The 13,476-nt window shown below is 69.2% G+C and carries 13 protein-coding genes; 8 read left to right on the top strand and 5 right to left on the bottom strand.

Going from position 1 to position 13,476, the window contains the following annotated elements; genetic code table 11:
• The first annotated feature begins 28 nt into the window (after positions 1-28).
• Both Q664_RS15425 and Q664_RS15430 read left to right on the top strand, forming a co-directional pair.
• Positions 29-826: a D-hexose-6-phosphate mutarotase gene (locus Q664_RS15425; RefSeq protein WP_235216711.1), complete on the top strand. Its 798-nt coding sequence runs from the start codon at positions 29-31 to the stop codon at positions 824-826.
• Positions 827-869: 43 nt separating this feature from the next.
• Complete coding sequence (locus tag Q664_RS15430; RefSeq protein WP_052518147.1) at positions 870-1,433, top strand: adenine phosphoribosyltransferase; 564 nt, start codon at positions 870-872, stop codon at positions 1,431-1,433.
• Positions 1,434-1,508: 75 nt separating this feature from the next.
• Here the strand turns inward: Q664_RS15430 and yjjX are convergent, their stop codons facing one another.
• Together yjjX and Q664_RS15440 are read right to left on the bottom strand one after the other, a co-directional pair.
• Complete coding sequence (gene yjjX, locus Q664_RS15435; protein WP_043395144.1) at positions 1,509-2,045, bottom strand: inosine/xanthosine triphosphatase; 537 nt, start codon at positions 2,043-2,045, stop codon at positions 1,509-1,511.
• Positions 2,046-2,069: 24 nt separating this feature from the next.
• The gene (locus Q664_RS15440) at positions 2,070-3,089 is read right to left on the bottom strand and encodes an NAD-dependent epimerase/dehydratase family protein (protein ID WP_052518148.1); all 1,020 of its coding nucleotides are present in this window, start codon (positions 3,087-3,089) and stop codon (positions 2,070-2,072) included.
• A gap of 75 nt (positions 3,090-3,164) precedes the next feature.
• Here Q664_RS15440 and pcnB point away from each other — a divergent pair, with 75 nt between their 5' ends.
• Entirely contained in the window at positions 3,165-4,853 is a 1,689-nt protein-coding gene (gene pcnB / locus Q664_RS15445; protein ID WP_043395146.1) for a polynucleotide adenylyltransferase PcnB, read from the top strand.
• Between the two features lie 218 nt (positions 4,854-5,071).
• Positions 5,072-5,989: a hypothetical protein gene (locus tag Q664_RS15450; RefSeq protein WP_043395243.1), complete on the top strand. Its 918-nt coding sequence runs from the start codon at positions 5,072-5,074 to the stop codon at positions 5,987-5,989.
• A 21-nt stretch (positions 5,990-6,010) separates the two neighbouring features.
• On the opposite strand, the gene Q664_RS15455 is transcribed toward Q664_RS15450, so the two are convergent.
• A complete protein-coding gene (locus tag Q664_RS15455) occupies positions 6,011-7,225 on the bottom strand; it encodes a DNA polymerase IV (RefSeq protein WP_043395148.1) in 1,215 nt (404 codons plus the stop codon).
• Between the two features lie 39 nt (positions 7,226-7,264).
• Here Q664_RS15455 and Q664_RS15460 point away from each other — a divergent pair, with 39 nt between their 5' ends.
• Positions 7,265-7,678 (top strand): secondary thiamine-phosphate synthase enzyme YjbQ, encoded by a 414-nt coding sequence (locus Q664_RS15460; RefSeq protein ID WP_043395152.1) that lies wholly within the window; start codon positions 7,265-7,267, stop codon positions 7,676-7,678.
• A gap of 12 nt (positions 7,679-7,690) precedes the next feature.
• On the opposite strand, the gene Q664_RS15465 is transcribed toward Q664_RS15460, so the two are convergent.
• Positions 7,691-8,665 carry an RluA family pseudouridine synthase gene (locus tag Q664_RS15465; protein WP_052518150.1) on the bottom strand — a complete coding sequence of 325 codons (975 nt, stop codon included), beginning with the start codon at positions 8,663-8,665 and terminating at the stop codon, positions 7,691-7,693.
• Positions 8,662-9,849 (bottom strand): serine/threonine-protein kinase, encoded by a 1,188-nt coding sequence (locus Q664_RS15470; protein WP_043395154.1) that lies wholly within the window; start codon positions 9,847-9,849, stop codon positions 8,662-8,664. The genes Q664_RS15465 and Q664_RS15470 overlap by 4 nt, the downstream gene beginning before the upstream one ends.
• Before the next feature lie 246 nt (positions 9,850-10,095).
• On the opposite strand from Q664_RS15470, the gene uppS reads away from it, so the two are divergent.
• The 3 genes from uppS to rseP all read left to right on the top strand — a co-directional run bounded on the left by uppS (position 10,096) and on the right by rseP (position 13,431).
• Positions 10,096-10,893 (top strand): polyprenyl diphosphate synthase, encoded by a 798-nt coding sequence (gene uppS, locus Q664_RS15475; RefSeq protein WP_043395156.1) that lies wholly within the window; start codon positions 10,096-10,098, stop codon positions 10,891-10,893.
• Entirely contained in the window at positions 10,890-11,717 is an 828-nt protein-coding gene (locus Q664_RS15480; RefSeq protein WP_043395158.1) for a phosphatidate cytidylyltransferase, read from the top strand. Before uppS ends, Q664_RS15480 begins: the two co-directional genes overlap by 4 nt.
• A gap of 82 nt (positions 11,718-11,799) precedes the next feature.
• Positions 11,800-13,431 (top strand): RIP metalloprotease RseP, encoded by a 1,632-nt coding sequence (gene rseP, locus Q664_RS15485; protein WP_043395161.1) that lies wholly within the window; start codon positions 11,800-11,802, stop codon positions 13,429-13,431.
• The last annotated feature ends 45 nt before the right edge of the window (positions 13,432-13,476 follow it).

A 13,476-nucleotide genomic window follows, 5' to 3' on the forward strand; every position in this document is an offset into this window, starting at 1 on the left:
AGCCCCGGGGCCCGGTTCCTTGTCCACGGTGGCGGCAGCCGATGGTGCGCGAATCCAGTTCTCCGCCCATGGCGGGCAGATCTGCTCCTGGAAGACCGCGGATGGCATTGAACGTTTGTATTTGAGCCCATTGGCCGAAACGCACGCGAATGTCGCGATCCGGGGCGGAATTCCCGTCATCTTTCCCCAGTTCGCGCACGAGGGGCCGTTGCCGAAGCATGGCTTCGCCAGGTCCAGTGTCTGGCGGGTGTCGCGCAGCGGGACCCTTTCCGATGGAAGTGGTTCAGTCGAGCTGCGGCTGTCGGACGACGCGCTGACCCGGGCTGTCTGGCCCCATCCTTTCGAGCTCGTGTTGCGTGCGCGCTTCAAGGGGCTGGAGCTGACGGTGTCCCTGGCTGTCGTCAACACCGGGAGCCTTCCGTTCGACTTCACCAGTGCGTTGCATACCTATCTGGCCGCGAGCGCGACCGAAGCCGTCATCCATGGTCTGCGGGGAGCCCGCTATCTGGATTCCGCGGACCATCGCCGGATGGGGGTCCAGCAGGAGGAGCTTCTCCGGATTGATCGGCATCTGGACCGGTTCTTCTTCGGTGTGACCGCGCCCGTCGAGGTGCGGGGGAACGGCGCCTCGATCCGGGCCGGTCAGGACGCATTCCCCGACGTGGTCGTCTGGAATCCCTGGCAGGAGCTCTCCAGAAAGCTCGCCGACCTTCCGGATGACGGATACAGACATTTTGTCTGTATCGAGTCCGCCGCGGTGGAACGCCCCGTTTCTCTCGGGCCTGGGGAGGAGTGGTTGGCCTCCCAGCACCTGAGCGTCTTCTGAGCGTTGCAGGTCTTTCCCCGCCGTCACCCCCGGGAGTCCCTCCATGATCCAGAAGCTCTCACCGCTCTCCCTTCCGCAGGATTCCTCGCTCCGGGAAGAGGTTGTCGCCCGGCTGCGGGACATCCCGGACTTTCCCAGGCCCGGTGTCCTCTTCAAGGACATGACGCCGATCCTCGCGGAGCCTCATCTGTTGGGGCGGGTCGTGGACGCGATGGCCGCGCCCTTTCAGGGCCAGCGCATCTCCCGGGTGGTGGGCGTGGAAGCCCGCGGCTTCCTGTTGGGGGCGCCCATCGCCCTGAAGCTGCACGCGGGCCTGGTTCCCGCGCGCAAGCCGGGAAAGCTGCCCTGGCGCACGCGCACCGAGCGCTATGCCCTGGAGTACGGCGAGGACGCCCTGCAGGTCCACGAGGACGCCGTGAGACCGGGTGACAGGGTGCTCATCGTGGATGATCTGCTGGCCACGGGCGGTACGGCGGATGCCGCCGCCCGCCTCGTGATGCAGCTGGGGGGCGAGGTGGTGGGGTTCAGCTTCCTCATCTCGCTCGATTTCCTTCCGGGGCGTGAGCGGTTGGGCCGCGACAAGGTCTGCGCCCTGCTCTCCTATTGAGCCTCTCTTGAGCTGCTGGGGCTTGGAGTGGAGAGGCGGGTTGGACGGAGTGGTGTTCCAGGCGTTGGAGGTTCGCTAACCCGCAACCGGAGCGGGGTAGAGCTCCGGGTGCAAGAAGGGCATCAGCGCGCAGGCCAGCGGCCCCTGCCACATCTCGGCCCGCGTGAAGAGGCCGTTGGTCAGGATTCCCACCGCTCCCTGCTGCTTCTTGCTCTCGGTCCGGCCAGTGACCTCGTCCATCACCCGGCTGAGTTCCTCGCCTCGCAGTACCCGCGCCACCACCGCTGGCGGCAGGGGGAAGCGCACGCCCCAGGTGAGGTTCTCCCGCCCCCCGGCCTCCACCACGGCCACGCAGTTGATGAGGTTCCCTTCCTCGTCCACTCCCCCCTCGAACCCCACGCTCATTCGCGCTCCTGGGACGGCCGCGAGTGCGGCTCGCGCCCGGTTGCGCGCTCCCGTCGACGTCTGGTCCGGGCCAAGGGGTTGCTCGGGCACTCCGCTGGGGACCTCGACCGCGGCCACCGTGCAGCCAGGGAAGGCCCGTTCACAGATGGTTTTCGCGGCGGACGTCTTGGCCGGGTTCGTCGAGCCCACGGCGATGGTGATGGACATGGGATTCGGTTCTCCAGGATGGTTTCAACCCACGACGCCTCGGGGCTTCAGCGGGCGGTCCCTCGGGAGCATTCCTTCCTCCTGGAACCACCTCAGTGCCTCGCGGATACCGAGCCGCACCGGCCTCGGCTGATACCCCAACTCCCGCATCGCCTTCGCCGAGGACTGGTACGCCGGCAACGGCAGTGCCTGCAGGAACGCCGTGTTCACGTATTTGAAATGGTCCGGTGACACCCCGCCCACCACGTCCCCCAGCCTCCCCACCGCCTTCACCACCCCGTCCGGCAGCGGAATCCTCGGTGGCGGCACCCCCGCCTCCTCCGCGCAGAGCGTCAGCAGCTCCCGGTAGGTGAGGTTCTCTCCCCCCAGGATGTAGCGCTCCCCCGGCCGGCCCTTCTCCATGATGAGCTTCAGCCCTCGCGCCACGTCCTGCGCGTTCACCACGTTGATGCCACCGCTCGGGTACGCCACCCCGAGCCCCTTCGCCGCCAGCAGCAGTAACTCCCCCGTCGAGGGCCTCACGTCGTAGGGGCCCAGCACGAAGCTCGGATTGCCCGCCAGCACCTCCAGGCCCCTCCCCGACGCCTCCAGCGCCAGCCGCTCCGCTTCCCGCTTGGACTCGTGATACGGGTTGTCCCCCGCGTAGTTGTACCCGCTGTCCTCGGTCGCCGGCTCGGCCAGCGTCCCGTGGCCGACCGCCGCCACGCTCGATACCACCACGACCCGCCGCACGCCGGCCGCCAGTGCCACCCCCAGAACGTTCTTCGTCCCCTGGGCGTTGGTGCGGGAGACGTCCTCCCGCGTGAACGGATCGAACCGGACGATGCCAGCGACGTGGTAGACCTGATTTACCCCTTTCAGCGCCCCCCGGAGCGAATCTGCATCCAGTACGTCGCCGAGCACCTCCTCATAGCGCAGCCCGCGCAGCCCCCGGCGGTCACTCCGCTCCCGGACGAGCAGCCGGGGGTGCTCCCCCTGCTCACACAGCAGGTGGGCGAGGTTGGCCCCGATCAGCCCCGTCGCTCCCGTCAACAATGTCTTCATGCGCTACTCCCTTCCGGGGAGGATGCGGTATAGGTCGCCCCTTAGAGGCGCCCCCGACGGGGCGTCAACCGCGAGATGACGCGAGACTCCACTGAAACACCGCCCGCCGGCGGACCGACGCTCCAGCCTGCGCCCGATGACGCGCGCGAGGTTGCTGCCTCCGAGGCCGGGTCCCTGGACCCCCTCGAGGTGCTGCCGGTCCCCGAAGCCGCGGAGGAGAACCCCATAGCCATGTCCGCTTTCACGGAGACGCTTTCCGAGGACACCCTCCCCGAGACCGACTTCCTCTCCCAGCCCACCCCCTCCGGCAGACCCGCGGAGATCGACCCCGAGAAGCTCGACCCGGATGCCCTCAAGGTCATCCACCGCCTCCTGTCCCATGGCCACCAGGCCTACCTCGTGGGCGGTTGTGTCCGGGACCTGATGCTGGGACGGAAGCCCAAGGACTTCGACATCGCCACCAGCGCCCACCCGGGCGAGGTGCGCGCCATCTTCCGCAACTGCCGCCTCATCGGCCGCCGCTTCCGGCTCGCTCACATCTACTTCAAGGGCGGGAAGATCATCGAGGTCTCCACCTTCCGAGCCAACCCCACCGAGCTCGACGCCTCCAACGGCGTGACCGCGGCCGATACCGGCGCCGAGAACGGCGAGGAGGAGGGCTCCGAGGCCGAGGAGTCGCAGGATCTCCTCATCACCCACGACAACGTCTTCGGGACCGCCGAGCAGGACGCGCGCCGCCGCGACTTCACCATGAACGGCCTGTTCTACGACGTCGCCGAGGGCCAGGTGATCGACTACGTGCGGGGCCGGCGCGACATCGACGAGCGCTACATCCGTACCATCGGCGACCCCGAAATCCGCATGCGCGAGGACCCCGTCCGCATCCTCCGCGCCGTGCGCTTCGCCGCCAAGCTGGGCCTGGACATCGAGTCCCGCACCTACGCCGCCATGGAGGGCGCCGTCGAGGATCTCCCCCGCTGCGCCCCCGCGCGCCTGCTGGAGGAGACCTTCCGCCTCATCCGCGGGGGCGTGGCCGCGCCCACCCTGCGGCTGCTCGCCGCGCTGGACGCGCTCAAGGTGCTGCTGCCGCCCGTGGCCGCGTACTTCAAGGAGAACGGCCGCCGCGGCCGGGACACCTTCTACGCCTTCGCCGAGGCGCTCGACCGGCGCGTCTCCTCCGGAGAGCCGCTGGATGACGCCATCCTGCTCGCCGCGCTGCTCGTCCCCATCGCCCAGACGGCCCCCGTCGTGGAGAGCCAGGATCCGGCGGAGCGTCCCTCCGTGGCCCAGTCCATCGAGGAGCTGCTCGCCGAGTTCGTCCAGAGCGCGCGTCTGCCGCGCCGCATCGCCGAGCGCTGCCGGCTGCTGCTCATCGCCCAGCGCACCCTGACGGGGGAGCGCCGCCGCCGCACCGGCGCCTTCCGCCGCCACCCGCTCTTCAACGACGCGCTCATCGTCTTCGAGATCTCCGTGGAGGCCACCGGCCAGTACCGCGAGGCGCTCGAGGCGTGGAAGCGGGGCGAGGTGCCTCCCCTCAAGTCCGCCGAGGGCGCCACCGAGGGCGGCGAGGCCCCGCGCAAGCGCCGCCGCCGCCGCCGTCGCGGTGGGCGCAAGACCGGGGCGGGGGAGGGTGCTTCCGCTTCCGCCACCGGTGCACCCGGGAGCCCGGGTGGAGAGGCCGCGGAGCCGGGTGACGACTCCGAGGGGGACGACGCCGATTCCGGCGCGGACTCCGACGGTGATTCCGAGTCCGACGAGGGTTGACCCCCGGCCGGAAGGGCCTGTCGGCAGTGTGGGGCTGAACGATCGGCCGAGCGGGCCCCCCATGGCTTTCTTGCGGGCAAGCGGAGGTCTGACCACCTTTGCTCCCAATGGGCCGGAGCGCCTTCACAAAGGCGGTGCTGTTCGTCGTGGCACTCTGGGCGCTCCCGTCCGGCGCTCAGATTCTCGAGCTGTCCCGGCCGCTCGCTCCCCCTCCAAGCATGCCGGAGCGCCCCGCGTTCGAGGAGCTGCTGTTCTCCTTCGCGGATCCGGATCGGGCCCTGCAGGGGGGCTTCCTCGTACCCTCGCTCTCCCTCGCCGTGCGCTCGCGGGCCTGGGCGTTCATGCCGTCGCGGAAGTACGAGCAGCGGGATGCCCTGGACACGCTCTCGCAGCCCGCGCAGGACCTGACCCTGTCCGAGCTGCCAGCGGGACGGCGCCTCGCCTCCCTGCTCGCCCTGGGCCCCGATGGGGAGCAGGTCCGGATTCGTGACCTGGGTCACCGGCTGGGGGGACCGGACAGCCCTCTTCAGAAGGGCTTCCAATCGGCGCTCGACTCCCTGCACATTCCCAAGCCCGCGGCGATGGTCTCCGCGGGCGTGGCGGCGCTCGGGCTCGTGTACCAGTTCGGCACCGTCCAGGTGAACGACCTCGGGATTCCCACCTCGGTGAGTGCCACCACGCTCGGGGGGAAGCTGAACGCGTCCGTCCACCTGCACTCCGAGGCCCGGTTCCAGAACGCGCGCGCGGACACGTCCGTGCGCTTCCGGTTGCCGGAGCTGCCGCTGCCCGTCATCCGCTTCGAGCAGATTGAAGTGGGCGGCGCGGTCGCGCGCACCCCCGAGCGGCTCCTGCTCGACACGCGGTGGCTCACCCTGCGCAGCCGGCTGTCCTGGCTCGAGATGTCCCTGGGCGTCCACTCCAGCTACGCCGAGCCGCAGCTCTGGACGGACTTCGAGACGAGTGTGCAGCGAGAGCGCTTCAGCGTCCGGGCCGTGTTCAGCCGTCAGTGGGAGACGGCGCGCTTCCGCTCCCTGGCCACGGCCACGCTGCGCACGGGCCCCGTGTTGTCCGGGCTCTTCATGGGCATGCAGGACATGACGCACACCTTCGGCCTGGTGGGCATGGGCTCGTTCTGAGCCCTCCCGGAGCGCGGGGGCTCAGTGGGGGCGCTTCGGCTTCTGGGGGCGCGTGGGATCCGGCTCGACTTCCTCGTTGCCCGCGATGTCCGCCGTCGTCACCGCCTTCGTGCCGAAGCGCTCGGCGATCCGGTCCAGCGCGGCGTTCAACTTGTCGCTCTTCCTCGGCTTCTCCGGCGCGGAGAAGAGCCCGAGCTGTCTCGTCCCGCCTCCGTCCATTCCCAGCTCCTGCACCGAGACCCCCGTCAGGCGCACCGATTTGTCGTCGTGCGCTTTCTCCAGCAGTTCCTTCGCCACCCGGTAGAGCGTCTGCCCGTCATCCGTCGGAGAGGGCAGGGTGGTCCGCCGGGTGAGGAGCGTGAAGTCCGAGTACTTCAGCTTGAGCTGCACCACCCGGCCCTTCACGCCCGCGCGCCGCAGCCGGCGCGCCACCCGCAGCGCCTGCGAGTGCACGTGCGGGCTCAGGGCCTCCATGCCCGTCAGGTCCTCGTCGAAGGTGTCCTCGGCGCCCACGCTCCTGGCCTCGCGATCCGGCACCACCTCGCGGGGATCGATTCCCTGAGCCAGTTCCCACAGTTGGCGTCCGCTCGCGCCCCACCGGGCCTCCATCCACGCCACGTCCCGCTTCGCCACGTCGCCGATCGTCTCCAGCCCCGAGCGCTTCAGCGCCTCCTCCGTCTTGGGCCCCACCCCCCACAGCCGCCCCACCGGCAGCCCCGCGAGGAACGCCACCGTCTCCTCCGCTCGCACCTCCCGCTGGCCGTTCGGCTTCGCCACGTCCGAGGCGATCTTCGCCACGAACTTCACCGCCGCGATTCCCGCCGACGACGGCAGGCCCGTCTCCGCCGAGATCTCCTTGCGGATCCGCCTCGCCATGTCCGCGGGCGCCCCGAACAGCCCCACCGACGCCGTCACATCCAGGAAGGCCTCGTCCAGCGACAGCGGCTCGATGAGCGGCGTGTACCGCTCGAAGATGGAGAACACCTGCTCGCTCGCCTCGCTGTACGCGTTGAAGCGCGGCTTCACCACGATCGCGTGCGGCGCCATCTTCATCGCCCTCGCCATGGGCATCGCGCTGCGCACCCCGTACTTGCGCACCTCGTACGAGGCCGCCACCACCACCCCGCGCCGCGCGTCCCCGCCGACGATCAGCGGCTTGCCCCTCAGCTCCGGGTTGTCCCGCTGCTCCACGGACGCATAGAAGGCGTCCATGTCCACGTGGATGATGGCCCTCATCGGATTCACTGTATCGGCCCCCTCTGACGCTCAATCCCCATGAAGACCCTCACCGAATACCTCACCTTCCACACCCGCGAACGCCGGGAGCTCGTCCGCATCACCGACTCCGTCGCCGAGCTCGTCCGCAAGAGCGGCATCCAGGAGGGCATGGTGCTCGTCTCCGCCATGCACATCACCGCCGGTGTCTTCGTCAACGATGATGAGTCCGGTCTCCACGAGGACATCTGGGAGTGGTTGCAGACGCTCGCCCCCCAGGGCCCCGACTACCGCCACCACCGCACCGGCGAGGACAACGGCGACGCCCACCTGAAGTCCCTCCTCGTCCACCACCAGGTGATTCTCCCCGTCACCGCCGGGAAGCTGGACCTCGGGCCCTGGCAACAGGTGTTCTACGCCGAGTTCGACGGTCAGCGCAGGAAACGGCTCGTCATCAAGGTGATGGGCGAGTAGGGCGCGCGGGGTTCAACCCGGGGGCCGGGCACCCTCGCCCCGTCCCTCTCCCGGGGGGAGAGGGATTTGATGGCTCCTGAGGACCTCGAGGAGCTCCTGGGGGAGGGGGCTTTCCACTCGCACCTGCTGCTTCGTGATGGGGTGGGTGACTCCCAGCGCCTTCGCGTGCAGGAAGAAGCGGCCCAGGCCCGGCTCTTCTCTTCCTCCGTAGAGGGTGTCTCCCACGATGGGCGCTCCCACCGCCGCCAGGTGTGCTCGCACCTGGTGCAGCACTCCCGTGTGGATCCGCACCTCCACCAGGCTGTACTCCCCCTCGCGCCCCAGCACCCGGAACTCCGAGCTCGCCTCCCGCGCTCCCTCGCCCCCGTCCAGCGCCGGCTCCACCCGGTCCGGGTGTCTCGGGTGGTGACGCAACGGGAGATCGATCTCCCCCTCGTCCGCCAGCGGCCCCGTCACCAGCGCCCAGTAGCGCTTGTCCACCTCGCGCCCGCCGAAGGCCTCGCGCACCGCGGTCCACGCCTCGCGCGTGCGCGCCGCCACCATCACCCCGGACGTCTCGATGTCCAGCCGGTGACACAGCCCGCCCTCACGCTCGTCCTCCGAGGACTCCGCGCACTCGGGATGCCTCGCCACCAGCGCGTTGGCCACCGTGCCCGTCTCTCCCGGCTGCAACGGGTGCGAGGGCTTGCCCGCGGGCTTGTCCACGAACACCAGCGCCTCGTCCGTGTGCAGCACCGTCAGCGGCGCCTCCGGCTCCGGCACCACCTCGCGCCGCTCCTCCGGCACCACCACGGTGATGCGTTGCCCCACCGCCACCAGCAGCCCCTTCTTCGCCGGCCGGCCTCCCACCTTCACCGCGCCCGCGTCGAACAGCCGCTTCAGCTTCGCTCTCGACAGCCCCAGCGCCTCTCCGATGAAGAGGTCCACCCGCTGCCCCGCCTTGCCTTCCTCCACCACCAGCGTGTGCGTCGTCCCGGTCTCGTTCACTCGGACAGTGCCTCGTACACTTCCTCCGCCGTCTGGAGCCGGTCGTCCGGCTCCTTCCGGATGAGGCGATGCGCCACCCGCGCCAGCTGGGGATCTCCCCACTGGTTGATGGCCAGCACGGGCGGGGGCTCGGTTTCCAACACCTTGTGCCACAAGTCGACCGGCGACTTCGCGTCAAAAGGCGGCCGGCCCGTCATCAACTCGTAGAGGATGACGCCCAGGCTGTAGAGGTCCGCCCGTCCATCCAGCGGCTCCCCGAGAATCTGCTCCGGCGGCATGTAGCGGAACGTCCCCACCATCCTCCCGTCCAGCGTCATCCCCGCGTCGTCCGCCAGGAACTTCGCCAGGCCGAAGTCCATCAGCCGCACCTGCCGGTCCTCGTCCACCATGATGTTGGACGGCTTCAGGTCCCGGTGCACCAGCCCGTGCGCATGGATGTACGCCAGCGCCTCGCACACCTGCAGCAGCGCGTCCTTCAGGCGGCCCACCCGCTCCGGCCGGTTCAGCTCCCCCAGCTTCGCCGCCGACTCCCGCTTCACCGGTACCGGCTCCGGCGCCCCCACGTCGTAGGGCAGCTCGAACTCCAGCGGATCCACCTCCTCCGAGTCCGAGCCCAGCCACGGCTCCATCGGCACCGGCAGCCGCGCCGCCGAGCCGGACGTGCCAAAGCGCATTCCCCCCGAGCCGCCCGAGACCATCTCCTCGCTCGGGGCCTCCTCGGCGAAGGCCGACAGGTCGAACAGCCCGCCACCACCGTCCTCCGAGTTCGCCTCCCGGCTCGCCGAGGCCGGAGCCTGGGGGCGCCGGAACGAGCCCGAACCCGCGAGCGAGCCCGAGAACGAACCCGAGGAGCCGCTCGAGGGCGACACCATCTGGTCCCCCTTCAGCGACAGGTAGTCGCGCAGCGTCAGCCCCTCGATGAGCTCCATCACCAGGTAGGGCGAGCTCTGGTACACCCCGGTGTCGTACACCTTCACCACGTTGGGATGGGCCAGGTCCTCCAGGGCCTCGAACTCGCGCACCAGCCGCTTCGCCGCCCGCGAGTCCATGGCCGGGCCGCCCGACAGCAGCTTCAGCGCCACCGCCTCGTTCGTCCTGTCATCCAGGGCCCGGTAGACGGTCCCGATTCCACCACTTCCGAGTGTCTCGAGGACGCGATAGGGACCGATGACTTTGGGACGCATCAAGTCATCGATCCTAGATACCCTGTCGGGTCAGGGTCAAACGCCCGCCCCCCGCCATTCCCTCTCCTCATGGGGCCCGGTAGCCAGGGTGGGGTAGGTCCGGCACTCACTGAAAGCCGGGGGAGTTGCCGCGGGGCGGGTCCGTGCCGTTCCACCCCGGGCCCCGACCGCTCGGGCCGGGGGTGCGACCACTCCTGCACACGCCCGTGGACGTGGAGGGGTGGTGCCTCTACATTGCGCAGCCTCATGGAACGCCCCGTGTCACCTCCCTCCGTGGCTGCTCTCGAGCGACTCGTCCAGGAACGGCCCCTGCCGCGCCATGTGGGTATCATCATGGATGGCAACGGCCGGTGGGCGGAGATGCGCGGTCTGCCCCGGGAGGAGGGCCACCGCGAGGGCTCCAACAGTGTGCGCGAGGTGACCCGCTGCGCCCGGCGCGTGGGCCTCCAGGCCCTCACCCTCTACGCCTTCTCCTCGCAGAACTGGGCCCGCCCCGCCGAGGAGGTGGCCGCCCTGATGGACCTGCTGCGCGAGTACCTCGAGAGCGAGCGCGCGGAAATCCTGGAGAACGGCATCCGCCTCAACGCCATTGGCGAGGTGGAGAAGCTGCCGCGCTTCGTGAAGGAGCCGTTGGACCGGCTGCGGGCGGACTCGGCGGACAACAAGGGGATGGTGCTGACGCTGGCGCTGTCCTATGGCGGACGCGAGGAACTGGCCCACGCGGCGCGCCGCATGGCCGAGGCCGCCTGCAAGGGCGAGCTGACGCCGGCGCAACTGGACACCCAGACCTTCGAGTCCTACCTCTGGACGAACGGGCTGCCACCGCTGGATCTGGTGGTGCGCACCAGTGGTGAGCAGCGCATCTCCAACTTCCTGCTCTGGCAGCTGGCGTACGCGGAGCTGTGTTTCAGCGACGTCCTCTGGCCGGACTTCAGGACCGAGGCCTTCCTGCGCTGCCTGGCTCAATACCAGCAACGCGAGCGGCGCTTCGGCCTCACCTCCGCGCAAGTGAAGCGAGAGGACTCCCACCGGGCCAAGGCGTGAACGAGAAGAACAAGAACCTCGTCATCCGGACTGTATCGGCGCTCACCCTGCTGCCGCTGGTCATCTTCCTGTTGTTCAAGGGAGGTCTCTACAGCGCGGCCCTGTTGAGCGTCGCCGCCGCCATTTGCGCCAGTGAGTACTACCTCATCACCCAGAAGACGCTCTCGCCGGCGGCCTGGGTGGGGATCGTGCTCGCGGGCCTGTTGCCCGCCCTGACGTTGAAGGATCCGGCGCGCACCGGGGCGGGGGCCTTCTGGATCCTCGCCTTCTACCTGTTCTTCGCCTTCACCTACCACCTCATCCGGGGCCCGCTGCAGGACGCGCCCACGCGGGTGGCCCACCTGGTGACGGGCATGCTGTACGGCTCGGTGGGGCTCACCGCCGTGGCCGCCCTGCGGTTGATGCCGGACGGGATGGCGTGGTCCATCTCCGCGCTCGTCATCACCTGGGCCAACGATACCTCCGCCTACTTCGCCGGCCGCTTCCTGGGCCGCCACAAGCTCTACCCCGAGGTGAGCCCCAACAAGACCTGGGAGGGCTTCTTCGGCGGCATGGTGGGCTCGGTGGTGGGCATGTTCATCACCCGGGGCTTCTTCTATCCCATGCTGACGGTGACGGACTGTCTGGTGCTGGGAATCCTGGGCGGCATCCTCGGCCCCATCGGGGACCTGTGCGAGTCCATGCTCAAGCGGGCCTACGGGGTGAAGGATTCCGGTGTGGCCATCCCGGGGCACGGCGGCATCCTGGACCGGATCGACGCGCTGCTCTTCAACGCGCCGCTGGTGTTCGTCTACGTGACCTTCGTGCGCGGGCTGCTTCCGTAGCGGCCGCCGATTGTCCGGTTGGCAGGACTCCAGGCCGCGATGCGCATTGTCGGGCATGAGTCCCACGGTTAGTGTTGGCACCATGCTTCAAGGTCCCGGTCTGTTCATCGTCCTGCTCGGCGTGCTCATCACCGTCCATGAGCTGGGCCACTTCCTCGTGGCCAAGGCCTGCGGGGTGAAGGTCCTCCGTTTCTCCATCGGGTTCGGGCCGAAGCTGTTCGGCTTCACCAAGGGGGAGACGGAGTACCAGGTGGCCCTGCTGCCCCTGGGTGGCTACGTGAAGATGGCCGGGGACACCCCCCACGAGGAGCTGAGCCCCGAGGACGCCCAGCGCGGCTTCCTCAACGCCGCGCCGTGGAAGCGCGCCCTCATCGTGGTGGCCGGGCCCGTCTTCAACCTGGTCTTCCCCGTCCTCATCTACTTCTTCGTCTTCTTCGGGCCGCACGAGACCATCTCCACCCGGGTGGGGTACGTGGATCCCGCCATGCCCGCGGCCGCCGCCGGCATCCGGCCCGGAGACCGCATCGTCGCGGTGGATGGCGACAAGGTGCGGACCTTCGAGGAGATGCGCGAGGCCTTCGTCGGCCGCTTCGACCGCTCCATCCCCATCACCATCGAGCGCGATGGCAAGCAGCAGATCGTCAACGTGACGCCCAACCGCATCGTCGAGTCCTCTCCGGTGGACTCGGTGGAGCGGGGGCAGATTGGCGTGGCGCACACCAACCGGCCCGCCGTGGTGGGCGTGCCCCCGGGCTCGCCGGCCGCGCAGGCGGGGCTGAAGACCTTCGACCGCGTCCTGTCCATCAACGGGGTGGCCATCCCCGACGAGGCCGCGCTCAACGAGCAGTTGGCGAAGATGGAGGGAACGCTGGCGCTCACCGTGCAGCGGTTGGCGCCAGTGCCGGCCGGTGTGGTGACGGGGTACTCGCCCTCCGTGCACAAGGTGACGGTGCAGAAGCAGCCGGGTGCCGAGGGCTTCGCCGCCCTGGGGGCCCAGGCCGCGGACATCTACGTGGGCTCCGTGTTCCCGGGCAGCCCGGCGGAGAAGGCCGGCCTGCGGGTGGGAGATCAGCTCGTCTCCTTCAACGGTGAGCCGCTCCATTCTTTCAATGTCCTGGCCGGCAAGCTCAGCACCCTGAAGGAGCAGTCCTTCCAGCTCGGCTGGCGCTCGGCGGACGGCCAGGTGCGCACGGAGACGATCGCCCAGGCCTCCCACACCAGCAAGGACGAGATGGGCCAGGAGTCCTCCCGGCTCGAGCTGGGCCTGCGGCCCTGGCTGCCCTCGTCGGCGGAGCTGCTGCCCACGGACAAGGTGACGGTGACGCTCGGGGTGGGCGAGGCGCTGCGCGAGGCCGCCACCGTGGTGCCCAAGATCGTCGGGCAGATGGTGAAGGTGATTGGCGGGCTCGTCACCGGCCAGGTGTCGCACAAGACGCTGGGCGGGCCGGTGATGATGTACCAGCTGGCCTCCAAGAGCGTGGACCAGGGGTTGGACTACTTCCTCAACCTGATGGCCATCATCTCCATCAACCTGGGAGTGATGAACCTGTTGCCCATCCCCATCCTCGATGGCTTCCACCTGCTGTCCGCCTTCTGGGAAGGCATTCGCCGCCGCCCCATTCCGGTGCGCGTGCGCGAGGTGGCCAACGTCGTCGGCCTCGTGCTGCTGATGGCGCTGATGGGCATGGCGTTGATCAACGACATCACCCGCTAGGCCCCTTGCTGACAACGCGGCCATTTCCCCTCGCCCTCCGGGAGA

The organism is Archangium violaceum Cb vi76, from assembly GCF_000733295.1.
Classification (GTDB): domain Bacteria; phylum Myxococcota; class Myxococcia; order Myxococcales; family Myxococcaceae; genus Archangium; species Archangium violaceum.